The following is a 23,090-nucleotide window of genomic DNA, read 5'->3' as shown; positions in this document are numbered from 1 at the left end:
GGCTCGTAACGTGCAGCCGCACGGCGGCGGGGTCTTCGGCGCCGCCGCTGCCGCGCAGGCCCTCGCACGAAAACGGGCGGGTGCGGCGCCGTTGCCGCACCCGCCTGCAGCCCGGGAGGGTCGTGGTGGGCGCAGCAACGCTGGTGCGCCCACCACGGGGTCAGGCGATCGGCCGGTCCGTCGGCGCGATCGGGGCCGGGAGGAAGTCCCGGCCGGTGAGGAAGGCGTCGACGCCCGCGGCGCACGAGCGGCCCTCCGCGATGGCCCACACGATCAGCGACTGGCCGCGGCCCATGTCGCCGGCGACGAAGACGTTGTCGACGCTCGTGCGGAAGTCCTTGTCGCGCGCGACGTTGCCGCGCTGGTCGAGGTCGACGCCGAGGTCCTCCAGCAGACCTGAGCGCTGCGGGCCGACGAAGCCCATCGCCAGCAGCACGAGCTGCGCGGGCAGCTCGGTCTCGGTGCCCTCGACGGGCACGAACTTGCCGCCCTCGTTGCGCACCTCCACCAGGCGCAGCGCGCGGACGCGACCGTCGGCGTCGGCCAGGAACTCCTGCGTGTTCACGGAGTACAGGCGTTCGCCGCCCTCCTCGTGGGCGGAGGTCACCCGGTAGATCATCGGGTACGTCGGCCACGGGTGGGCGTCCGAACGGGACTCCGGCGGCCGCGGCATGATTTCCAGCTGCGTAACGGAACGCGCGCCCTGGCGGTGCGCCGTGCCGACGCAGTCCGCGCCCGTGTCGCCGCCGCCGATGACCACGACGTCGAGGCCCTCGGCGGAGTACGGCACCGCGTCGAGGTCACCCGACGCGACGCGGTTGGCCGGCGGCAGGAACTCCATCGCCTGGAGGATCCCGTCGTGCTCGCGGCCGTCGATCGGCAGGTCGCGCCACGCGGTCGCGCCGCCGGCGAGCACCACCGCGTCGTGGTTCGAGCGCAGCTCCTCGACGGTCACGTCCACGCCGACGTTCACCGACGTCCGGAACTCGGTGCCCTCGGCCCGCATCTGGTCGAGCCGGCGGTCGAGGCGGAACTTCTCCATCTTGAACTCGGGGATGCCGAAGCGCAGCAGCCCGCCGATCTTGTCGGCCCGCTCGTAGACCACCACGCTGTGGCCCGCTCGCGTGAGCTGCTGCGCCGCGGCCAGCCCGGACGGCCCGGAGCCGACGACGGCGACCTTCTTGCCCGTCTTCGCCACCGGGACCTGCGGCGTGACCCAGCCTTCGGCGAAGGCCCGGTCGATGATGGAGATCTCGACGCGCTTGATCGTCACCGGGTCGTCGTTGATGCCGAGCACACACGCGGTCTCGCACGGCGCCGGGCACAGCGTGCCGGTGAACTCCGGGAAGTTGTTGGTCGCGTGCAGCCGTTCGGCCGCCTCGCGCCAGTCTTCCCGCCACACCAGTGTGTTCCACTCGGGAATCAGGTTCCCGAGCGGACAGCCCTGGTGGCAGAACGGGATGCCGCAGTCCATGCACCGCCCGGCCTGCTTCTCCAGCTTGGTCGACGCGAAGTCCTCGTAGACCTCGCGCCAGTCCATCAGCCGCAGATCGACCGGACGACGCTTTGGTTCTTCCCGGGTGGTGGTCAGAAAGCCCTTGGGGTCAGCCATGTGCGGCCTCCATGATCGCCTCGTTCACGTCCCGCCCGTCGCGCTCGGCCTGAACCTGAGCGGCGAGCACGCGCTTGTAGTCCTTCGGCATGACCTTGCCGAACCGGTCGACGGCGGAGTCCCAGTCGGCGAGCAGCTCGCGCGCCACCGCGGACTCCGTTTCGTTGTAGTGCTTCTCCACGGTCTCGCGCAGGAAGTCGGTGTCGTCGGCGTCGAGCGGGTCGATGTCGACCATCTCCGGGTTCACGCGGTGCGCCGGCAGGTCGAGCACGTAGGCGATGCCGCCGGACATACCGGCCGCGAAGTTGCGCCCGATGGCGCCGAGCACCACCATGCGCCCGCCCGTCATGTACTCGCCGCCGTGGTCGCCCACGCCCTCGACGACGGCCAGCGCGCCCGAGTTGCGCACGCAGAACCGTTCGCCGACCTTGCCGCGGATGAAGATCTCGCCGCTCGTGGCACCGTAGGCGATCACGTTGCCGGCGATGATGTGCTCCTCGGCCGCGAACGAGACCTCCTTCGGCGGCCGCACGATCAGCCGTCCGCCCGAGAGGCCCTTGCCGACGTAGTCGTTGCCGTCGCCGATGAGCCGCAGCGTGATGCCCTTCGGCACGAACGCGCCGAACGACTGGCCGGCCGTACCGGTGAACGTCACGTCGATCGTGTCGTCCGGCAGGCCCTCGCCGCCCCACTTCTTCGTGAGCTCCGAGCCCAGCATCGTGCCGACGGTGCGGTTGACGTTGCGCACCGGCAGCTCCAGCCGCACCTTGTCACCCGAGGAAAGCGCGCCCTCGGCGAGCTGGATCAGCGTGTTGTCCAGCGCCTTGTCGAGCCCGTGGTCCTGCTTCACGGTCTGGTGGCGCGCCGCGCGCGGGGCCAGCTCCGGCACGTGGAAGATCGGCGACAGGTCGAGCCCGGCCGCCTTCCAGTGGTCCACGGCCTTGCGCTTGTCGAGCACCTCGGCGTGGCCCACGGCCTCGGCGATGGACCGGAAACCCAGCTCCGCCAGGTACTCCCGCACCTCCTGGGCGATGAACTCGAAGAAGTTCACCACGTACTCGGCCTTGCCGCTGAACTTCTCGCGCAGCTTCGGGTTCTGCGTCGCGACGCCGACCGGGCACGTGTCGAGGTGGCACACGCGCATCATGATGCAGCCCGAAACCACCAGGGGAGCGGTCGCGAAGCCGAACTCCTCGGCACCGAGCAGCGCGGCGATCACGACGTCGCGGCCGGTTTTGAGCTGACCGTCGGTCTGCACCACGATGCGGTCGCGCAGCCGGTTGGCCAGCAGCGTCTGCTGCGTCTCGGCCAGGCCCAGCTCCCACGGACCGCCCGCGTGCTTGATCGACGACAGCGGCGAGGCACCCGTGCCGCCGTCGTGGCCCGAGATGAGCACCACGTCGGCGTGCGCCTTCGACACGCCCGCCGCGACCGTGCCGACGCCGACCTCCGACACGAGCTTCACGTGGATGCGCGCGGCCGGGTTGGCGTTCTTGAGGTCGTGGATCAGCTGGGCGAGGTCCTCGATCGAGTAGATGTCGTGGTGCGGTGGCGGCGAAATGAGGCCGACACCCGGTGTCGAGTACCGCGTTTTCGCGATCCACGGGTACACCTTCGCGCCGGGCAGCTGGCCACCCTCGCCGGGCTTCGCGCCCTGCGCCATCTTGATCTGGATGTCGTCGGCGTTCACGAGGTACTCGCTCGTCACGCCGAACCGGCCCGAAGCGACCTGCTTCACCGCGGAACGGCGCTCGGGGTCGTAGAGCCGCTCGGCGTCCTCGCCGCCCTCGCCCGTGTTGGACTTGCCGCCGAGCCGGTTCATCGCGATCGCCAGCGTCTGGTGCATCTCCATCGAGATCGAGCCGTAGGAGATGGCGCCGGTCGCGAAGCGCTTCACGATCTCAGAGACCGGTTCGACCTCCTCGATCGGCACGGGCGGGCGCTCGCCGGTCTTGAAGTCGAACAGTCCGCGCAGTGTCTGCAGCTTCTCGGACTGGTCGTTGACGGCCTTCGTGTACTCCTTGAAGACCTCGTACTTCCCGCTGCGCGTGGAGTGCTGCAGCTTGAACACCGTCTGCGGGTTGAACAGGTGCGGCTCGCCTTCGCGGCGCCACTGGTAGTCCGCGCCGGTCTCCAGCTCGCGGTGGGTCGCGCGGACGCCGTCGGCCGGGAACGCGCGGCGGTGGCGCTGCTCGACCTCGTCGGCGATCGTGTCGAACCCGACGCCACCGAGCCGTGAGGTCGTGGCGGTGAAGCACGTGTCGACGATCTCGGCGCCCAAGCCGACGGCCTCGAAGATCTGCGCACCGGTGTAGGACGCGACCGTCGAGACGCCCATCTTGGACATCGTCTTGCGCACGCCCTTGCCGAGCGCCTTGATCAGGTTCGCAGTCGCCTGCTTCGCCGTGACGCCCGGGATCAGGCCCTGGTGGGCCATCTCCTCGACCGTCGCCATCGCGAGGTAGGGGTTGACCGCGGCCGCGCCATACCCGACGAGCAGCGCGATGTGGTGCACCTCGCGCGCGTCACCGGCCTCGACGATGAGGCCGACCTGCGTGCGCGTCTTCTCCCGCACGAGGTGGTGGTGCACGGCACCGGTCAGCAGCAGCGACGGGATGGCCGCGTGGTTCTCGTCGACGCCGCGGTCGGACAGCACGATCAGCCGGGCGCCGTCCTCGATGGCCTCCGACACCTCGGAACGGATCTCGTCGAGCCGCTGCACGAGCGCCTCGCCGCCGCCGTGGACGTTGTAGCGGCCGAGCACCGTGACGGCCTGGAACTCGGGCAGGTTGCCGTCGTCGTTGACGTGCACGAGCTTGGCGAGCTGGTCGTTGTCCAGCACCGGGAACGGCAGCACGATGCGCCGGCACGACGCCGCGTCGGCTGCGAGCAGGTTCGGCTCGGCGCCGACCTGCGTGCCGAGCGCTGTCACGAGCTCCTCGCGGATGGCGTCCAGCGGCGGGTTCGTCACCTGCGCGAAGAGCTGGATGAAGTAGTCGAACAACGGCCGAGAGCGCGACGACAGCGGCGCGAGCGGGGAGTCGTTGCCCATCGAGCCGATCGGCTCCGCGCCGGTGCGGGCCATCGGCTCGAGGATGGTCTCGAGCTCTTCCTCGGTGTAGCCGAAGGACTGCTGACGCCGGACGAGCGCGGCGTGCAGCGGCACCTCGCGGTCGCGTTCGGGCAGGTCTTCCAGGCGCAGCAGGCCGTTCTCCACCCATTCGTCGTACGGGTGCGCGGTGGCGAGCTGGCCCTTGATCTCCTCGTCCTCGATGATCCGGCCCTCGACCGTGTCCACGAGGAACATGCGGCCCGGTTCCAGCCGGCCCTTGCGCACGATCGTCGACTGGTCCAGTTCCAGCACACCGACCTCGGAGGCGAGCACGACGAGGCCGTCGTCGGTGACCCAGTAGCGGCCCGGACGCAGGCCGTTGCGGTCGAGGACCGCGCCGATCTGCGCGCCGTCGGTGAACGCCACCAGCGCCGGTCCGTCCCACGGCTCCATGAGCGTGGAGTGGAACTCGTAGAACGCCCGCCGTGCGGGGTCCATTTCCTGGTGGTTCTCCCACGCCTCGGGAATCATCATGAGGATCGAGTGCGGGAGCGAGCGGCCGCCGAGGTGCAGCAGTTCGAGCACCTCGTCGAACGAGGCGGAGTCGCTCGCGCCGCGGGTGATGACCGGGTAGATGCGCTTGAGGTCGCCGGGGATGAGGTCCGTCTCCAGCAGGGCCTCGCGGGCGTCCATCCAGTTGCGGTTGCCCTTGAGGGTGTTGATCTCGCCGTTGTGCGCCACGTAGCGGTACGGGTGCGCGAGCGGCCACGACGGGAAGGTGTTGGTGGAGAAGCGGGAGTGCACGAGGCCGATGGCGCTCGTCACGCGCTCGTCCTGCAGGTCGAGGAAGAACCGCTCGACCTGGTCCTCGGTGAGCATTCCTTTGTAGACGATGGTGCGCGAGGACAGCGACGGGAAGTACACCTCGTCGTCCACGAGCTCGTGTTCGGCGCGCTTGCGCACGCAGAAGGCGGACCGCTCCAGCCCGAGGCCGTCGCGGTTGTGCCGGCGCCCGGCGAGGAACAGCTGGGTGAGGTGCGGCCGCGTCTCGGCGGCGGTGGGGCCGCAGTGCGCGGTGTCCACGGGCACCTCGCGCCAGCCGACCACGCGCATGTCCTCCTCGGCGGCGATCCGCTCGATGGTGGTCATGGCGCGCCCGCGGCGCTTCTCGTCGCGGGGCAGGAACGCGGTGCCGACGGCGTACGCGCCCTCTTCGGGCAGCGGGAAGTCCACGACCTCACGGAAGAACGCGTCGGGTACCTGGATCAGCAGTCCGGCGCCGTCGCCGGTGTCGGGTTCAGCGCCGCGCGCCCCGCGATGCTCCAGGTTCCGCAGTGCGACCAGGGCTTTCGCCACGATCTGATGATCTCGGCGACCGGCGAGATCGGCGACGAAGGCGACTCCGCAGGCGTCGTGCTCATACGCGGGGTCGTACAAACCGGTGGAACCGGCAGTGGAACGGTGGGTCACGGCTGGCCGCCTCCCAAGGCGTTGGCGCGACCGGTACTCACTCCATCGGGTGGTTCGACACTGAACCGGTTAACGAAGTGGTCCGGAACCGCGATGGTCAGTCGAGAAGGGGGGAACCGCCCTAGAAGCCGGCTCGGTCGACGTCGACCGGGCTACGGCAGGGGCGGTTCCGGGTGTACAGCCGCACGGCACTGGGCGGCCACAAGTTACGTCAGCGCTGCGTTTTCCGCCAGTGTGATCTCTGACGATCAGCGCTGTTGTCCTCGTCGGTGCAGCAGTTTTTCGGTGGTGCAGCGGTTCGCTGCGGCTGCGCACGCGCGGTTCGGTCAGCCTGTGTGGTGGGGGGCCGGCCGGGCGCGTGGTGTTACTCCCGGGTTCGCCGGGTCTTATGACGATAGTGTGAATTCGCTGTGTTCGACATATGTCGTTGCGCGCGGGTGGGAAATGCCACGCTTACGTTGACGGCCTCCGGGGTATGACCATATGTCGGGCCACGTCTCCCGAGCACTGGTCAGTAGCCTCGCTGACCTGCGCAAACGCCTGCACGGGTCGCGGTTTGTGCCACGGGCGGAGCTGGTTGACTGGACGAATGAGGCGAACCGTCGATGGCTGATCGTTATCTCTCCGTGGCGAGCCCGGTACTGCACGAGATCGAGATCAAGCGCTCCCGGTTCGTCTGCGCGCTGGCTCCGGTGGCCGACGAGGCCGCCGCGCGGGCCGTGATCGCGGCCCGGCGCAAGGCCGAACCGGCGGCGGGCCACCACTGCCACGCCTTCGTGCTCGGCGCCGACGGCCGTACCCAGCGCTCCAGTGACGACGGCGAACCGGCCGGCACCGCGGGAGTCCCCATGCTGGAGGTGCTGCGCCGCCGCGAGGTGACGGACACGGTCGCCGTGGTGTCGCGGCACTTCGGCGGGGTGCTGCTCGGCGCGGGAGGTCTGATCCGCGCGTACGGGCAGGCGGTGTCCGACGCGCTGGACGCCGCTTCCGTGGTCGAGTACCGGCGGCTGCGGCTGTTCGAAGTCGAAGTGGACTACACCCGCTCGGGCCGGCTGGAGAACGACTTGCGTGCTTCGACGTATGTGCTGCACGACACGCGGTTCGAGGCGTCGGCCCACTTCGAGGTCGGCCTGGCGCCCGGTCAGGAAGCCGCGTTCGCCGCCTGGCTCGCCGATCTGACCGGCGGGACGGCGGAGGCTGTCGAACTCGGGGAAGAATGGGTGCGTTCCTGACGGGCGCCCCCGCGCGGAACCGCCGTGGGGTGCCAGGAATCGCGCTCGGTGCGCGACCGGGTCAAGCGGCGGTGACCGCCCCGGACGAAGTGGCTTCGTTCAGCGCCACCATCCCGGCCGCGGTCAGCACGGCCAGCACCAGCTCGCCGCACGGCCCTACGGCCGCGGCCTCGATGAACCCGCGCCGCACGAGCCGGCGGGTGGTGGCCTGGTCGCAGCAGCTCAACCCGTCGACGAACAGGTCAGGCTCGCAGCTGCAGCTGATCTCGGCCCGCCCCGACGCGACGGCTCTCAGGGTGGCCCGCTCGCGGTGGTTCAGCTCACTCGACTGTTCATCCGACATCGCGGTGCCTCCTTCCTTCGCTGCTCCAGTAGAACCCGGACCACCGACAGTTTCCGTCCCGACGAGCCCGATGTCGTGCATTTCACGTGTTCTCTGGGGTGGTGTCGAGATTTTCCGGGGTCCCCGTGTGCCGCCCTGAGGACGGCGTGTCTTGAATGGAGGGCGTGCGAATCCTCAGCGACACCGCCACGCTGGCGCTGTACACCACCGACGCGTCGAACTACCGCCATGTGCCGCTCGGCGTGGTACTGCCGGAGACGGTGGACGACGTGGTCGCCGCCGTCGCGGCGGCGCGCGGGCGCGGGGTGCCGCTGGTGCCGCGCGGCGGGGGCACGAGCGTGGCGGGGAACTCATGCGGGCCGGGGATCGTGGTCGACACGTCACGGCACGTGCGCGGGATCGAGTGGATCGATCCCGAAACGCGGCTCGCGCGCGTGGCGCCCGGCACGGTGCTCGACGACCTGCAGGCGGTCGCCGCGCCGCACGGGCTGCGGTTCGGGCCGGACCCGTCCACGCACAGCCGCTGCACGATCGGCGGCATGATCGGCAACAACGCCTGCGGTTCGCACTCCGTGGCGTGGGGGCGGACCGTCGACGTCGTGCGGGAGCTCGACGTGCTCCTCTACGACGGCACCCGCCTCACGGTCGGGCCGACGTCACCGTCCGAAGTGGACGCACGGGCGGCGCGCCCGGGCACCGAGGGGCGGGTGTTCACCGAGCTGCGTTCGCTGGTGCGGGACAACCTCGCTCTGCTCCGCACGGAACTGTCCGGATTCTCCCGGCGCGTCTCCGGCTACGGGCTGGAGCACCTGTTGCCGGAGAACGGGTTCGACGTCGCCAAGGCGCTGGTCGGCAGCGAGGGCACGTGTGTGACGGTGCTGGGGGCGACCGTCGCGCTCGCCGAGCTGCCGGAGCACCGCGTGCTGGCCGTGCTCGGTTTTCCGTCCGACATCGACGCGGCCGACGCCGTGCCGGGGATCCTGCCGTGGTCGCCGCTGACCGTCGAGGGCGTCGACGCGGAGCTCGTCGCGATGCTGGAACCCGGGCGCGCGCAAGGACTTCCGCCGGGTGGGGCGTGGTTGTTCGTGGAACTGGCGGGTTCTTCGCCGGCCGAAGCCGCTTCGCGGGCGCGGGAGCTGGCGGTTTCGCTGGGTGGCACGCTCACAGGTTCGGTGGTGCTCGACGATCCCGCGGCGCAGCGCCGGTTGTGGCGGATCCGCGAGGAGGGCGCGGGCCTGGCCACGCGGCTGGCCGACGGCGCCGAAGCCTGGCCCGGCTGGGAGGACGCCGCGGTGCCGCCCGAGCAGCTCGGCTCGTACTTGCGGGGGTTCAAGGAGCTGATGCGCGAGCACGGCCGCCGCAGTGTGGTCTACGGCCACTACGGCGAGGGCTGTCTGCACCTGCGGCTCGACTTCGACCTGCTGTCGACGCCGGGGAAGGCGCAGTTCCGGAAGTTCCTGGAACAGGCCGCGGATCTCGTCGCCGCGCACGGCGGATCGCTGTCGGGGGAGCACGGCGACGGGCAGGCGCGGTCCGAGCTGCTGGGCCGCATGTACAGCCCCGAGATGATGGCGTTGTTCGCCCGGTTCAAGGGGATCTTCGACCCGGACGGCCGGATGAACCCCGGCATCATCGTCGACCCGCGGCCGGTGGACGCCGACCTGCGCGTGCGCCGCGCGCCGCTCGCGCTCGAGGACGTGACAGTGCTCGGTTACCCCGAGGACCGCGGCAGCTTCGGCCAGGCGATGCGGCGGTGCGTCGGCGTCGGGAAGTGCCGCAACACCAGCGGTGGCGGCGTGATGTGCCCGAGTTATCGCGCGACGCGCGAAGAACGACATTCCACGCGCGGACGCGCACACCTGCTGGCCGAGATGGTGAACGGCGAGGTGATCAAGGACGGCTGGGCGTCCGAGGAGGTCGCGGAGGCGCTCGACCTGTGCCTGTCGTGCAAGGGCTGCCTGTCCGACTGCCCGGTGGACGTCGACATGGCCACCTACAAGGCCGAGTTCCTGCACCAGCACTACCGCGGGCGGCGACGCCCGGCGTCGCACTATTCGATGGGCTGGCTGCCGGTGTGGCTGCGCGCGGTGTCGCTCGCGCCGCGCGTGGCCAACTTCTTCTCCCGCCGCCGCTGGGCCGCGATGCCGTTGAAGAAGCTCGGCGGTATCGCCCCGGAACGCGATCTGCCCTCGTTCGCCACTGTGCCGTTCACCCGGGCCCGTCGTGACTTGCGCCGCTGGGCGACGGGCGAGCGGCGGGTGGTGCTGTGGCCGGACTCGTTCAACAACTACCTCACGCCGGACGTGCTCGAAGCCGCGACCGAGGTGCTCACCGCGGCCGGGTACGACGTGGTCCTGCCCGACCGCGGTGTCTGCTGTGGACTGACGTGGGTGTCGACGGGCCAGCTGGACGTCGCGAAACGGGTGCTGCAGCGGACGTTGACGGTGCTGCGGCCGTATCTCGAAGCCGGGTACGAGGTGGCGGGCCTGGAGCCGAGCTGCACCGCGCTGTTCCGGGGTGACCTGGCGGCGTTGCTGCCCGGCGATCCCGTCGGCGAGCTGCTCTCCTCGCGGACGCGGACGTTCGCCGAGCTGCTGGCCAACGCGCCGAAGCCGCTGGAGGTGTCGCTCGACGTCGAGACGATCACGCAGGTCCACTGCCACCAGCACGCCGTGCTCGGCTTCGCCGCCGACGAAGCGGCCATGGCGGCGGCGGGCGTGCGCAACACGACGCTGGACTCCGGGTGTTGCGGGCTCGCCGGCAACTTCGGGTTCGAGAAGGGGCACTACGCGGTGTCGAAGGCGGTGGCGGAGGACCGCTTGCTGCCGGCGGTGCGGCAGGCCGCGGAGTCCACCGTGGTCTTGTCCGACGGGTTCAGCTGCCGGACGCAGATCGCGCAGGAGTCGGGCCGGCAGGCGGTGCACCTGGCGGAGCTGCTGCGGCGGGCGTTGCGTTCCTGACGCCGGGCTCGGCTTGTTCGCTCCGCTCCAGCAACGTCCGCACCGCCGGCCCCGTCAACCGGGCCACGTCTTCCGGCGAGGCGCTGGCCAGGGGGTCCTTGCGGGTGACCGCGCGGACGAGACCGATGCCGAGCAGCCAGGCCAGCGCGAGGTCGGCGCGGAGGGCGGCGTCCGGCTCGTCGGTGAGGGAGGCGAGCGCGCGGGCGTACTCCTCGCCGAGCTGGTCGCGCAGGGCAGCGCCGGCGCCGTCGGTGCCGGTGGAGCGCAGGTAGGTCTCCAAGGAGCGGTCGCGGCGTTCGGAGTCGTCCAGGAGGAGGCTGCGGAGGGCTTCGGCGAACAGGTGCTCGGGCGGGGTCGCCTCCAGCTGGGCGAAGCCGCCTCGGGTCATGACGGCCTCGAACAGGGCTTCTTTGCTGCCGAAGTAGCGGAACAGCAGCGCCTGGTTCGCGCCCGCGCGGCTCGCGATGTCGCGCACGGTGGTGCGGTCGAAGCCGCGCTCGGCGAAGAGTTGCTCGGCGGCGTCGAGCAGCGCCGCTTTCGTCGCCGCGGCGTCCCGTTTCCGGGCGTGCGATTCTGCGGTCATGGCGCCTCCCGTTCGCGCCCGAGGTTAACCGCAGTGCGCGCGGTGCGGGCGCAGTGGCGCAGCGTCACACGGGCCGGCCGGGTCAATCGTGCACTCGTTCGGGTGGGTTTGTGCGCAGTGACACATCAGGGCAGGTGAACCGCCGCGCCCACGCGGCCGTGATGGGATGTGATCGAGTTCAGGGCCCGAGGAGACACCGCATGAGCAATCCGCTGATCGCGCCGACTGTGGATTCGACCAAGGCGTATTCGGGGATTTCCCTGCTGGAGACCGCGAACGACCTCTCGACAGCCATCGAGTCGGGCGACTGGGCGTCGGTCGCGATGGGGGCGGTGGGAACCGCGCTCGACGCGCTGTCCGTGGCGATGGACCCGTTCGGCGCCATCCTGGCCGCGGGTGTGTCGTGGCTCATGGAGCACGTCGGCCCGCTCAAGGACGCGCTCAACGGCCTCACCGGCAACGCCGACCAGATCAAGGCGCAGTCCGAGACCTGGGCTAATGTCGCCCAAGAGCTCGGCAGCGTCGCCTCGGACCTGACCGACGCCGTGAACGCCGACCTGCAGTCGTGGTCGGGCACCGCGTCGGACGCGTACCGGCAGCGCGCGCAGGACATCAGCACGCTGCTGCAGTCCGCGCAGAAGGGCACCGAGGGCGCGTCGTCCGGGGTCAAGACCGCGGGTGAAGTGGTCGCTGCCGTCCGGACGCTCGTGCGCGACATCATCTCCGAGCTCATCGGGCACCTGATCAGCTGGGCGTTGCAGGTGGTGTTCACGCTCGGCATCGGCCTCGCCTGGGTGGTCCCGCAGGTCGCGAGCGCCGTCGCGAAGACGGCGTCGCAGATCACGGGCCTCGTCACGAAGCTGGTCAAAGCGCTCAAGGCCCTGGTCCCGCTGCTGAAGAAGGCCGGGACGCTGTTCGAAGACGCGGGCAAGGCGCTGAAGGGCCTCAAGGGCGGCAAGGTCGCCCCGCCGCCGAAGACCAAGGACCTCAGCAGCACCCCGACGGCCCCGCCGGTGAAAACCGCCGGTGACGGCGGCGGGGCGCCCCAGGGCGGCGGCTACGAGGGCACGCCGAAGGACTACACCCCACCACCGGGCAAATCGGGGGCGGACGACTCGACGAAGGCGTCCGGCTACGAAGGCTCGCCGAAGGACTACACCCCGCCGCCCGCCGCGAAGTCGGCCGACGACGCGCCCAATAGCTCGGGCTACACGGGCTCGGGATCCGACTTCACACCCCCGCCCGCGAAGTCGGGCGGAGGCGGCGGCACATCCAAGTCGAGCGCAGGGGGCGGCACCCCGAAGTCGAGCGACACCACCCACACCTCCGGCACCGGCGGCGGCACCCCGAAATCCCCGCCACCCCGCAGCCCCGACCCGGTGGACTCCCCGGTGCACGGCCTCGGCGACACGACCAGCTCGTTTTTCACCAAGGTCGGCGGCGTCTTCGTCCCCGGCAACAAGGTCAAGGCCGCGGCGGGCCCGGGTGGCACGACGAAACCGTCGATCAACGCCGACACCCTGGGAGCGGGCAACTTCGCGAGCAAGTACTACCCGAACCTCAACAAGCTGAACCCGACCAAAGACGGGAAGAACTGCACGCTGGCCATCACGTCCGTCGACGAGATGCTCGGCGGCAAGGTCAAACCCGCGCCGAAGCTGCCCGAAGACCAGCAGATCGGCACGGCGGTCGGGCCGAACCACCCGTTGCGGCAGAAGAACCCGAACGCCGGGCGCCCGGAGGACCTGGACAGCTGGGACCAGGTCATCGACAAGGCGAGTGAGCACCCCGGCAGCAAGGGCTACGTCATCGTCCACCGCGACGACCGCAGCTCCCACGTGATGAACGTGATCAACACGGACAAGGGCGTCGTTTTCCTCGACGGGCAGTCGGGCAAGCTCGGCAAGCTGGACACCGACCCGCGCAACCTGCAGTACTTCCGCTACGACCCGCCGGTGCACGGCGCGCAGGGCCCGCCGCCCGGGTGGACGCCCCCGCCGGCCGCGGCGACGCCGCCCGCGCCGAACCCGGTGCCCCCGGCCGCGGGCAACAAGATCGACGACGTCTACCAGGACTGGCTCCGGGCAGACCAGCACTTCAACGGCTGATTCGGACAGGCGGAGCACATGGAGAAACAAGACGCCGTGGCGATCGCGACGCGGTTCATCGCCGACCAGGTCGGCCCGGAGCTGATCCACCCCGTGGTCGGGCGGCTCGTCGTGGAAGAGGAGTTCGTGTCGGAGCACGAGCTGGCGTGGATCGTGCCGTTCAACAGCGTCGCTTTCCTCGAGGACGGGGACTTCGACAAGGCGTGCATCCCGAGTGTCATCGCCGTGCCGCGCAACGGGTTGCCGGCGTTCCTCCCGCCGTCTTCGCTGCCCGTGCAGGAGTTCCTGGACGAGGTCGTCGCCGGCGGAGGCGACCTGGGGGAGTGGACCGGGACCGCACCCGAGCCGCCGGCCATCCCGCCGGGCGTGCACGAGCAGGTGCTGCACGGGCACCTCGACCCCGAGACGGGGAACTTCACCGGCGGCCACACCCGCGGGGACGGCCCGCGGTAACTCGGCACACACCTGGCCCGGGTTCGAGCGCGCCCATCGGCGGTCACGGAAAGTAATGTCGATCTCCCGCTGCGCAGCGGCTGACAAGCCGGGGGCCGGCTCGGTACCGTTGTTGTAAGCAGCTGCTTACAAACCGGACTTTCCGTGAGATTGGGAGTTCCCCGCATGACCACCACGCAGTCGGAGCCGCTTGCGTACCCGTTCAACGAAGAGGCGGGGCTCGCGCTCAACGCGGCGTACGCCGCCGCCCGCGACGCCGAGGGCATGATCCGCGTGCAGATGCCGCACGGTGAGCCGGCCTGGCTCGCGACGCGGTTCGCCGACGCCCGGCTCGTACTGGGCGACCGCCGGTTCTCGCGCGCGATGTCGGAGCAGAAGGACGAGCCGCGGATGGCCGCGCACCGGCGTTCGGGCGGCATCCTCACCATGGACCCGCCGGACCACACGCGGCTGCGGACCCTCGTCGCCAAGGCGTTCACCGTCCGGCGCGTGGAGCTGCTGCGGCCGCGCGTCGAGGAGCTGGCGACCGGGCTGATCGAGGACATGAAGGCGGCCGGGCAGCCCGCCGACCTGGTCGACGCGTACGCGCTGCCGATCCCCGTCGCGGTGATCTGCGAGCTGCTCGGCGTGCCGACCGAGGACCGCCCGAAGTTCCGCGTGTGGAGCGACGCCGCGCTGACCTCGAGCGGCCTGACCGCCGAGGAGTTCGAGCGCAACCGCGAAGAGCTGCGCGCATACATGTCGGGCCTGATCGCGCAGCACCGCGAACAGCCGCAGGACGACCTGATGACGGCGCTGATCGGGGCGCGCGACGTGCGCGACCGGCTCACGGAGCTGGAGCTCGTCGACCTGTGCGTCGGGATCCTGATCGCCGGCCACGAGACCACGGCGAGCCAGATCCCCAACTTCGTCTACGCGCTGCTCGACCAGCCGGGGCAGTGGAAGAAGCTCGTCGAGGACCCGTCGCTGATCAACGCCGCCGTCGAGGAGCTGCTGCGCTTCGTCCCCCTGGGCGCCGGCGCCGGCTTCGCGCGCTACGCCACCGAAGACGTGCAGGTCGGCGACGTGCTCGTCCGCGAGGGCGAACCGGTGCTCGTCGCGATCGGCGCGGCCAACCGCGACCGCCTCCAGTTCAGCGACGCGGACACCCTCGTGTTCGACCGCGAGGACACCCACCACCTCGGCTTCGGCCACGGCGTGCACCACTGCCTCGGCGCGCCGCTCGCCCGCCTGGAGCTGCAGGAGGCGCTGAAGGCTCTCACGCGCGAAATGCCGGATCTCCACCTCGCCGGCGATATCGTGTGGAAGACCCAGATGCTGGTCCGCGGACCACGCTCCATGCCGATCGGGTGGTGACGATGACCTGGAAAGTGGAAGTCGACGAACACACGTGCATCGGCTCGGGCATGTGCGCCTCGCTCATGCCCGAGCTCTTCGCCCTGGACGGCCCGGTCGCCCACCCGCTGTCCGACACCGTCGCCCCGGACGAAACGGCCCTCGACGCCGCCGACTCCTGCCCGGCGATGGCCATCACGATCACGGATGGCGCGGAGGTCGTGGGGCCGCGGCCTTGAGGTGGTGAACCGGGGCCCTTCCGCCGGCAGCTGAGGGGCCCTGTTTCTTACTTCACCGGCAGGTACGCGGCGACGTCAGCGAGCGCCTTCAAGGTTTCACGCGGCACGTGCCCAGTGCCTTGATCGGCTTCGGCGACGACCAGGCCGGTGCCCTCGGGACGGTCGGAGTAGTTGAGGCCGCTCAGGTGGACACCGGCCAGTCCGAGTGTCACGGCGCCCGCCAACGGGCGGACGTCCCCGCTGCCCTGCACGGTCTCGACCTGGCGGAACTCGCCTGCCTGAGTCTTGGTGTCGAACCCGACACGCACCACCGAGACGACAGCCGCGTTGCCATGGCCGTCTCCGAGGCCAAGAGCATCCGGTCCAGCGATGTGCACGGGGTCTTGGCCAGGAACTCTCGCACCCGGCCCGACGCGGCGACCAAGCAGTCGGCCTCCCCTTCGAGCTTGCGTTCGACCTTGCGCTTGCGCCTTGAACTTCAGCCGGCTCCACGCGTTCTTGGCATCACCCGTGCGCGCACTTTCCTGCCCGGACTTGGTTCGGGCCTTCAGCGAGCGTCCCGGCAGCGAGTCCACGACGTCGCGGCAGCGTTCCCGGCCGGCAACTCAGCGGCTGCGTCCGCGGCGGCTCCGCCCGCCGCACCTGCGAGCGCTCCGGCGCCCGCGGCGCCACCGAACAACATCAGGCCGGCGACTGCGACGGCAACACCGTTGGCGCTGCCCTTGCGGTAGATGTGTGCTGACCGTTCTTGGTGATCCAGTGCCCTGCGATTTCGTTACGCCCAACCGAAATCGTGTTAACGCGCAGCCGTGCGAACCGTAACGCTGCGCGGGGCACGTAACACGGCGGTGTTCCGGATGAAACGGTTCGGACTCCGCCCGGCGGTGCACTGTGCGGCATGAACTTCCAGCTCGACGGCCTGCACCGGCCGGTGATCGTGGTCGGCGGCGGACAGGCGGGACTCTCGATGTCCCACTGCCTGACGACCGCCGGGGTCGGGCACGTGGTGCTCGAACGCGAGAGCGCCGGGCACGAGTGGCGCTCACGCCGCTGGGACAGCTTCTGCCTGGTGACGCCCAACTGGCAGTGCCGGCTTCCCGGTTTCCCCTACCCGGGCGACGATTCGGACGGGTTCATGGTGCGCGACGACATCGTCGCCTACCTCGAAGACTACAAGAAATCCTTCGACGTGCCGATCGTCGAGGGGGTCGAGGCCACGCGCCTGACGAAGGTGCCCGGTGGCGGGTTCCGCGTGGCCACCACGCAGGGCGAGCTGACGGCCGACCACGTCGTGGTGGCGACCGGCCCGTACCAGGTGCCGCTCAAGCCGCGGCTGGCCGAGCGGCTGCCGGCTGCCACAACGCAGCTGCACAGTTCCGAGTACCGCAACCCGGAGCAGGTGCCCGAGGGCGAGGTGCTCGTGGTGGGTACCGGCCAGTCCGGTTGCCAGATCGCCGAGGACCTGCACCTCGCCGGCCGCCGCGTGCACCTCGCCGTCGGGTCGGCTCCGCGGGTGGCGCGGCGCTACCGGGGCCGCGACGTGGTGGCCTGGCTCGACGACATGGGTTACTACGCCAGGGGAATCGACGAGTTCGCCGACGCCGACGCCGTCCGGTTCCGCGCCAACCACTACGTCACCGGGCGCGACGGCGGCCACGACATCGACCTGCGCGCCTTCGCCCTGGAGGGAATGCAGCTCTACGGGCGCCTTACCGACATCCGCGATCACACGCTGACCTTCGCCCCCGATCTCCGTCGCAACCTCGACGCGGCCGACGCCGTGTCCGAAGGAATCAAGGACTCGATCGACGCCTACCTCACCCGGGCGAACATCGAAGCACCAGCCGAACCCCGCTACACCCCCGTCTGGCAGCCCGACGACGAGCCGCGAGCCCTGGACGTCACCGGGATCTCCGCCGTCGTCTGGAGCACCGGCTTCGGCCGGGACCACCGCTGGATCGACGTCCCGGTGTTCGACGGCAAGGGCTACCCGACGCACCGCCGCGGCGTCACGAGCTGCCCGGGACTGTTCTTCCTCGGCTTGCCGTGGCAGCACACCTGGGGCTCCGGCCGCTTCTGCGGCGTCGGCGCCGACGCCGAGTACCTGGCACGGCGCATCGTCGCGGGCGAGCGCGCGGCCGACGTCCGCTGGATCTCCGGCACGCCCCGCAACACCGCCCCGGTCGACGACTGGGTCGCCCCGAGGACTGTGGCGTGATGCGCTGGATCGCCGACGCCCACCGCCACCTCGGCGTGCTGCCCGCGTACCCCTTCTACGGCGGCCCGCCGGTCGCCCCGGCCATCGGTTCGCGGGCGACGATCGACGAGCTGCTGTCCGATTTGGACCGTGAAGGCACCGAACGCGCCCTCGTGATCCCCAACTACGGCGTGCCCGATCCGGAAATCGCCTTCTCCTTCAACGAGCTCTGCGTCGAAGCAGCCGAAAAGGACGATCGCATCAGTGCGGCCCTCTGGGTGTCGCCGAGGCCGGCAGACGCCGCGAGCACCGACCAGGCACTCACGCTGGCCGGCGAACCCGGCGTCCGCGCGCTGAAGCTCAGCTTTCTCCTCGGCGGCCGCGCGAGCGACCCGGCCTGCAAGCCGCAGCTCGACAAGATCTTCGCCACCGCCCGCGAGCACGACCTCGTCGTCCACGTGCACACTTCGCCCGGTGCCGCGTCCGATGTGGACGAAGTGGGCAAGCTCGTCGACGAGTACGCCGACCACGCGAAGCTGCACCTCGTGCACTTCGGCGGCGGGATGAGCGGGCACATCAAGCTCGCCGGCGGGCGCTTCTTCGACTGGATCGCCGCCGGCAAGCAGGTTTACACCGACCTGTCCTGGGCGATCGGCTTCACCCCGCGCTGGCTCGCCGAAGAGATCTCCCGGCGGGGCATCGGGCACGACCGCGTGCTCTTCGCCTCCGACCAGCCGTGGGGCGACCACGAAGGCGAGCTCGCGAAGCTGACCGCGGTGGTCGGCGACGGCGAGCTGGCCGACCACGTTTTCCGGAGCACGTTCGAGGTGCTGTACGGACCGAAGAAAGGGAAATGACCGATGGCCGAGCTGACCGACCTCGAGAAGACCAGCCTCGACGAGATTCCGCACCCGTCTCTGCCGCAGGGTTCGAACCTCTACGGCGCCACCAAGATCTTCCCCGACTACCAGGCGGAGAACGGGGAGACGTACTTCACCCTCGTGCACGGCATCGCGCACGAGTCGTCGGTGAGCTTCGTCGCGATCCTGCAGGCGACCCGCGCGCTGCGCAAGGGTTTCGAGACCGCGATCTACTTCTACGGCCCGGGCTCGCTCAACTGCCTGGCCACCCGCGGGTTCCCCACCACCGGCAACGCGGCGTTCCCCGGTGAGCTGAACATCAACGACCAGCTCAAGACGTTCATCGCCGAGGGCGGCAAGGTCTACTGCTGCCGCTTCGGGCTCTCGCTGCACGGCGCTCGCGAGGAAGACCTCATCGAGGGCGTGATCCCGGCGCACCCGCTCGACGTGCAGGATGCGTTGATCCACTACGCGCGCAAGGGCGCGATCATCAACTCCACGTACATGTTCTAGGAGGCGGGCGTGCGCGTTGGCACCACTACCGAAGATATTCTGGACACCCGCGCCGACATGGCCGTCCGCGGGGTGCGGATGGACGCACCCGTGCAGCGCTGCAAAGGCGCCGGGCCGAGTGACGACGGGCACCTGGTCCTCGACGGTGCCAACGCCACGCTGCCGCTGAACGACGAAAGCCCGTACCAGGTCAGGGAAGGCCGGGTCTTCCGGGGCTCGCTGGACCTCGGCCTCTCGGTCGAACCGGTGGCCCGGCCGAAGTTCTACGACCTGTCCACGGCGGACGGTGTGTCGTATCGCAAGATCGCGTTGCTGCACGGGAAGGACGTGCTCGCGAGCACGGTCGTGCAGACTTGCATCCGCTACGTCGAAGACCAGCGCTGCCGGTTCTGCACGATCGAGGAGTCGCTGCGCGCCGATTCGACCGTCGCGGCCAAGACCCCGGCGCAGCTCGCCGAGGTCGCGGAAGCGGCCGTGCGGCTCGACGGGGTCAAGCAGATGGTGCTGACCACCGGCACCACGGCCGGGCCGGACCGCGGAGCGCGGCACCTCGTGCGCTGCGTCCGCGCGGTGCTCGAAGCTGTGCCCGGCCTGCCGATCCAGGTGCAGATCGAGCCGCCCGGCGACCTCGCCGTGCTGACCGAGCTGCACGAAGCCGGCGCGACGTCGATCGGCATCCACGTGGAGTCGCTCGACGAGGACGTGCGCCGCCGGTGGATGCCCGGCAAGTCGAGCGTGCCGATGGCGGAGTACGAGGCAGCCTGGGACGAGGCCGTGCGCGTGTTCGGCGCCAACCGAGTGTCGACGTACCTGCTGATCGGCCTCGGCGAGGATCCGGATGAGCTCGTCGCGGGCGCCGGTCGGCTGATCGACCGGGGCGTGTACCCGTTCGTGGTGCCGATGCGCCCAATGCTCGGCACGCTTGCCCGGCGCGACGGTGCGGTGGCCCCTTCGCCCGCGCTGGTGCGTGACGTGACGCGGCGGGTGGCCGAGCTGTTGCGGGCCGCGGGGATGACCGGGACCGACCAGGGAGCGGGTTGCGCGGCTTGCGGAGCGTGCAGTGTGCTCAGCGCGGCGGGAGGCTGACGTGGACCACGACATCCTGGCGTTGCTCGGCGATCCCCGCAGCGCCGGCGCCCCACCCGAGTTCCGGATCGAACCGGCCGACCACAGTGGACTGACGGCATATCGGGCGCTGCGGCACGAGACGTTCGTGGAGCGCCAGGGCCTGTTCGCGCGCCACGACGTCGACGACCGCGACACCGACCCGCGGACGCTGGTGCTCGTGGCGCGCGACGCCGCCGGCACCGTGCTCGGCGGCGTCCGGCTCGGCCCGGCGCACGACGGCCCGGACTTCGGCTGGTGGACCGGTGGGCGGCTCGTCGTCGCTCCGGGCAGCCCGCACGGTGTCGGGCGCGCTCTGGTGCGGGCCGCGTGCGCCCGGGCCGAAACCGAAGGCGCGTTGCGGTTCGAGGCGACCGTGCAGGTGCAGAACGAGCGCATGTTCACGCGCCTGGGCTGGCAGCACGTCCGGCCGGTCACGGTGGCGGGCGTCGAGCACGTCCTGATGCGGTGGCCCATCGGCCGTGTGGCCGCGCTGGCGCAAGCCACCAAACGTCCACTGGGGACACTGCTGCCCGGGCTCACCGGCAGCCCGGGCTTCTTCGGCGACGACGGCGTTCCGATCCCGGGCAGCGACCTCGTGGCGGCGTGCGACGCGATCGTGCCGTCGATGGTGGAGCGCGACCCGGAGTGGGCCGGCTGGTGCTCGGTGCTGGTGAACGTGAACGACCTGGCGGCGATGGGTGCGGAACCCGTTGCGCTGCTGGACGCGCTGGGTGCGCGCGACGCGTCGTTCGCCGCGAGAGTCCTGTCGGGGCTCCGGAAGGCGAGCGCGGCCTACGGCGTGCCGGTGCTGGGCGGGCACACGCAGTTCGGCGTCCCGGCGTCGCTGGCCGTCACCGCGTTGGGCCGCGCTGCCCAGCCAGTGCCGGGCGGAGGTGGGAGACCCGGCCAGGCGGTGTACCTGACCGCCGACCTCGACGGCCGCTGGCGGCCCGGATACACCGGGCGGCAATGGGATTCGACCAGCTCACGGCGCACGCCCGAGCTGCGTGACCTGCTCGGCGCCGTCGCCCGGGCGCAGCCTGCGGCGGCGAAGGACGTGTCGATGGCTGGTCTCGCCGGCACGCTCGGGATGCTCGCCGAGGCGTCGGGCTGCGGTGCGGTGCTGGACGTCGCCAAGGTGCCGCGCCCGGCCGGGGCGACGGTGGGCGACTGGTTCACCTGCTTCCCCGGCTTCGCGATGCTCACGGCCGGGGCGCCCGCTCCGGCGCGCGCCGCCGTGACCGCCGGATGTGGCGAGCTCGTGGCGGGATCCGGCGTGCGGCTGCGATGGCCGGACGGCGAGGTGACCACCGTCGTGGCCGGCGGGGTTACGGGGTTGGGGGAGGCAGCATGATCGAGGAGAGAACATGAGCACGATGCGGATGGCCGCGGTGGCGGCGCCCTTCGACCGCGACGTCGAGGGCGACTTCGCACGGATCGAGAAGCTGATCGGCCAGGCCAGGGCCGAGGGTGTCGGGCTGCTCGCGCTGCCCGAGGCGGCGCTCGGCGGGTACCTCGCGAACCTCGACGGTGACGCGGAGGGCCCGCCCGCGCTCGACCCGGCGGGCCCGGAGATCCGCCGCCTGGCCGAGCTGGCGGGCGACCTCGTGGTCACGGCCGGGTACTGCGAGCGCGACGGCGACCGGCGCTACAACTCGGCCGTGTGCGTGACCGGCGACGGCGTGCTGGGACACCACCGGAAGGTGCACCAGCCGTTGTCGGAGGACGCCAGCTACGGCGCGGGCGGCGGGTTCGCCGCGTTCGACACACCGGTGGGCCGGCTGGGCATGATGATCTGTTACGACAAGGCGTTTCCGGAATCGGCGCGGGCGCTGGCTCTGGACGGCGCACAGGTGGTGGTGTGCATGTCGGCGTGGCCGGGCAGCCGGACCAACCCGAGCGCGGACCTCGCGGAGGACCGGTGGAAGTGCCGGTTCGACCTGTTCGACCGGGCCCGCGCGCTGGAGAACCAGATCGTGTGGGTCTCGGCCAACCAGTCGGGGACGTTCGGCGACCTGCGGTTCGTGGCGAGCGCGAAGATCGTCGACCCCGGTGGTGAGGTGCTGGCCGACACGGGCGTGGGCGAAGGCCTGGCGATCGCCGAACTGGATGTCGCGCAGGCTCTGGCGGGCGCGCGTCGGGCGATGGCGCACCTGGCCGACCGCCGGCCCGCCGCGTATGCCGTGGGCGGGTGAATGGGCCGGCTCCGGATCGCCGCGGTGGCCGCGCACTTCGGGCGTGACCTCGAATTCGACCTGCGGCGCATCGCCACGTTGATCGACCACGCGCGCCAAAGCGGCGCCGATCTGCTGGTGCTGCCCGACGCGGCGCTCGGCGGCTACCTCGCCGACCTGCGCCACCCCGACCCGGACGCGTTGCCCCCGGCGCTCGAACCCGGTTGCCCCGAGCTGAAAACGGTGCAGGCGCTGGCCGCCGAGATGACCGTGTGCGTGGGCTACTGCGAGGCCGACGGCGCGCGCCGCTACAACGCGGCCGTGTGCGTGACGGGCGACGGCGTGCTCGGCCACCACCGGAAGGTGCACCAGCCGCCGGGGGAGAGTGTGGCGTACGACTCCGGGGATTCCTTCACCGCGTTCGACACCCCGGTCGGGCGCGTCGGGATGCTGATCGACTACGACAAGACGTTCCCGGAGTCGGCGCGCTCGCTCGCGGTGGACGGCGCGGAGATCGTCGCGTGCCTCTCGGCGTGGCCGACGAGCATCACCGACCGGGCGCCGCGGATGGCGCAGGACCGCCAGTCGCGGCTGTTCGACCTGTACGACCAGGCGCGCGCCGCCGAGAACCAGGTCGTGCTGGTGTCGTCCAACCAGACCGGCGCGATGGGTGGGATGCGGTTCCTCGGCCAGGCCAAGGTCGTCGGACCCGGCGGCGAGATCCTCGCGCGCACGTGGTCGAAGGCGGGCCTCGCGGTGGCCGAGGTCGACGTGGCGGGGGAAGTCGCGAACGCCCGCCGCGTGCTGCACCACCTGGGGGAACGCAAACCTTTCGCGTACCGGGAGGGCTGA

General features: G+C 70.8%; 18 protein-coding genes and 1 pseudogene. 14 read left to right on the top strand and 5 right to left on the bottom strand.

Annotation, left to right across the window (positions count from 1 at the left end; translation table 11 throughout):
* Positions 1-160: 160 nt before the first annotated feature.
* Positions 161-1,612, bottom strand: a complete 1,452-nt coding sequence (locus AB0F91_RS27750; RefSeq protein WP_360601984.1) for a glutamate synthase subunit beta — start codon at positions 1,610-1,612, stop codon at positions 161-163.
* Positions 1,605-6,134 (bottom strand): glutamate synthase large subunit, encoded by a 4,530-nt coding sequence (gene gltB / locus AB0F91_RS27745; RefSeq protein ID WP_360601982.1) that lies wholly within the window; start codon positions 6,132-6,134, stop codon positions 1,605-1,607. The genes AB0F91_RS27750 and gltB overlap by 8 nt, the downstream gene beginning before the upstream one ends.
* Positions 6,135-6,739: 605 nt before the next feature.
* Between gltB and AB0F91_RS27740 the strand changes: the two genes are divergently transcribed.
* A complete protein-coding gene (locus AB0F91_RS27740; protein ID WP_360601980.1) occupies positions 6,740-7,366 on the top strand; it encodes a YigZ family protein in 627 nt (208 codons plus the stop codon).
* Positions 7,367-7,427: 61 nt separating this feature from the next.
* Here the strand turns inward: AB0F91_RS27740 and AB0F91_RS27735 are convergent, their stop codons facing one another.
* Entirely contained in the window at positions 7,428-7,709 is a 282-nt protein-coding gene (locus AB0F91_RS27735) for a hypothetical protein (protein ID WP_360601978.1), read from the bottom strand.
* 164 nt (positions 7,710-7,873) lie between these two features.
* Between AB0F91_RS27735 and AB0F91_RS27730 the strand changes: the two genes are divergently transcribed.
* Positions 7,874-10,669: an FAD-binding and (Fe-S)-binding domain-containing protein gene (locus AB0F91_RS27730; protein WP_360601976.1), complete on the top strand. Its 2,796-nt coding sequence runs from the start codon at positions 7,874-7,876 to the stop codon at positions 10,667-10,669.
* Here the strand turns inward: AB0F91_RS27730 and AB0F91_RS27725 are convergent.
* The gene (locus AB0F91_RS27725) at positions 10,584-11,252 is read right to left on the bottom strand and encodes a TetR family transcriptional regulator (RefSeq protein ID WP_360601974.1); all 669 of its coding nucleotides are present in this window, start codon (positions 11,250-11,252) and stop codon (positions 10,584-10,586) included. The genes AB0F91_RS27730 and AB0F91_RS27725 overlap by 86 nt on opposite strands.
* Before the next feature lie 200 nt (positions 11,253-11,452).
* Between AB0F91_RS27725 and AB0F91_RS27720 the strand changes: the two are divergent.
* From AB0F91_RS27720 to AB0F91_RS27700, 5 genes and pseudogenes are all read left to right on the top strand, one after another.
* A pseudogene (locus AB0F91_RS27720) lies at positions 11,453-12,448 on the top strand (hypothetical protein); the annotation flags it as partial.
* A 183-nt stretch (positions 12,449-12,631) separates the two neighbouring features.
* The gene (locus AB0F91_RS27715) at positions 12,632-13,360 is read left to right on the top strand and encodes a toxin glutamine deamidase domain-containing protein (RefSeq protein ID WP_360602084.1); all 729 of its coding nucleotides are present in this window, start codon (positions 12,632-12,634) and stop codon (positions 13,358-13,360) included.
* Positions 13,361-13,378: 18 nt separating this feature from the next.
* Complete coding sequence (locus tag AB0F91_RS27710; RefSeq protein WP_360601972.1) at positions 13,379-13,813, top strand: YrhB domain-containing protein; 435 nt, start codon at positions 13,379-13,381, stop codon at positions 13,811-13,813.
* 165 nt (positions 13,814-13,978) lie between these two features.
* Positions 13,979-15,169, top strand: a complete 1,191-nt coding sequence (locus tag AB0F91_RS27705; protein ID WP_360601970.1) for a cytochrome P450 — start codon at positions 13,979-13,981, stop codon at positions 15,167-15,169.
* A gap of 2 nt (positions 15,170-15,171) precedes the next feature.
* On the top strand, positions 15,172-15,387 hold the full coding sequence (locus AB0F91_RS27700) for a ferredoxin (protein WP_360601968.1): 216 nt from the start codon (positions 15,172-15,174) through the stop codon (positions 15,385-15,387).
* A 47-nt stretch (positions 15,388-15,434) separates the two neighbouring features.
* Here the strand turns inward: AB0F91_RS27700 and AB0F91_RS27695 are convergent, their stop codons facing one another.
* The gene (locus AB0F91_RS27695; protein ID WP_360601966.1) at positions 15,435-15,695 is read right to left on the bottom strand and encodes a hypothetical protein; all 261 of its coding nucleotides are present in this window, start codon (positions 15,693-15,695) and stop codon (positions 15,435-15,437) included.
* 590 nt (positions 15,696-16,285) lie between these two features.
* Between AB0F91_RS27695 and AB0F91_RS27690 the strand changes: the two genes are divergently transcribed.
* The 7 genes from AB0F91_RS27690 to AB0F91_RS27660 are packed head-to-tail and all read left to right on the top strand — an operon-like array spanning position 16,286 to position 23,090.
* On the top strand, positions 16,286-17,605 hold the full coding sequence (locus AB0F91_RS27690) for an MSMEG_0569 family flavin-dependent oxidoreductase (RefSeq protein WP_360601964.1): 1,320 nt from the start codon (positions 16,286-16,288) through the stop codon (positions 17,603-17,605).
* On the top strand, positions 17,605-18,441 hold the full coding sequence (locus tag AB0F91_RS27685) for an amidohydrolase family protein (RefSeq protein ID WP_360602082.1): 837 nt from the start codon (positions 17,605-17,607) through the stop codon (positions 18,439-18,441). Before AB0F91_RS27690 ends, AB0F91_RS27685 begins: the two co-directional genes overlap by 1 nt.
* A gap of 3 nt (positions 18,442-18,444) precedes the next feature.
* Positions 18,445-18,957, top strand: a complete 513-nt coding sequence (locus AB0F91_RS27680) for an MSMEG_0572/Sll0783 family nitrogen starvation response protein (protein ID WP_220243137.1) — start codon at positions 18,445-18,447, stop codon at positions 18,955-18,957.
* Between the two features lie 9 nt (positions 18,958-18,966).
* Entirely contained in the window at positions 18,967-20,043 is a 1,077-nt protein-coding gene (locus tag AB0F91_RS27675; protein WP_360601962.1) for an MSMEG_0568 family radical SAM protein, read from the top strand.
* A gap of 1 nt (position 20,044) precedes the next feature.
* Complete coding sequence (locus tag AB0F91_RS27670; RefSeq protein WP_360601960.1) at positions 20,045-21,418, top strand: MSMEG_0567/sll0787 family protein; 1,374 nt, start codon at positions 20,045-20,047, stop codon at positions 21,416-21,418.
* A gap of 13 nt (positions 21,419-21,431) precedes the next feature.
* The gene (locus tag AB0F91_RS27665; RefSeq protein ID WP_360601958.1) at positions 21,432-22,259 is read left to right on the top strand and encodes a carbon-nitrogen hydrolase family protein; all 828 of its coding nucleotides are present in this window, start codon (positions 21,432-21,434) and stop codon (positions 22,257-22,259) included.
* The gene (locus tag AB0F91_RS27660; protein ID WP_360601956.1) at positions 22,260-23,090 is read left to right on the top strand and encodes a carbon-nitrogen hydrolase family protein; all 831 of its coding nucleotides are present in this window, start codon (positions 22,260-22,262) and stop codon (positions 23,088-23,090) included.

The sequence above is a fragment of the Amycolatopsis sp. NPDC023774 genome, assembly GCF_040639695.1.
GTDB lineage: Bacteria > Actinomycetota > Actinomycetes > Mycobacteriales > Pseudonocardiaceae > Amycolatopsis.
Note: the sequence above shows the minus strand (reverse complement) of the source record. Positions and strands in the feature narration are given on the sequence as shown.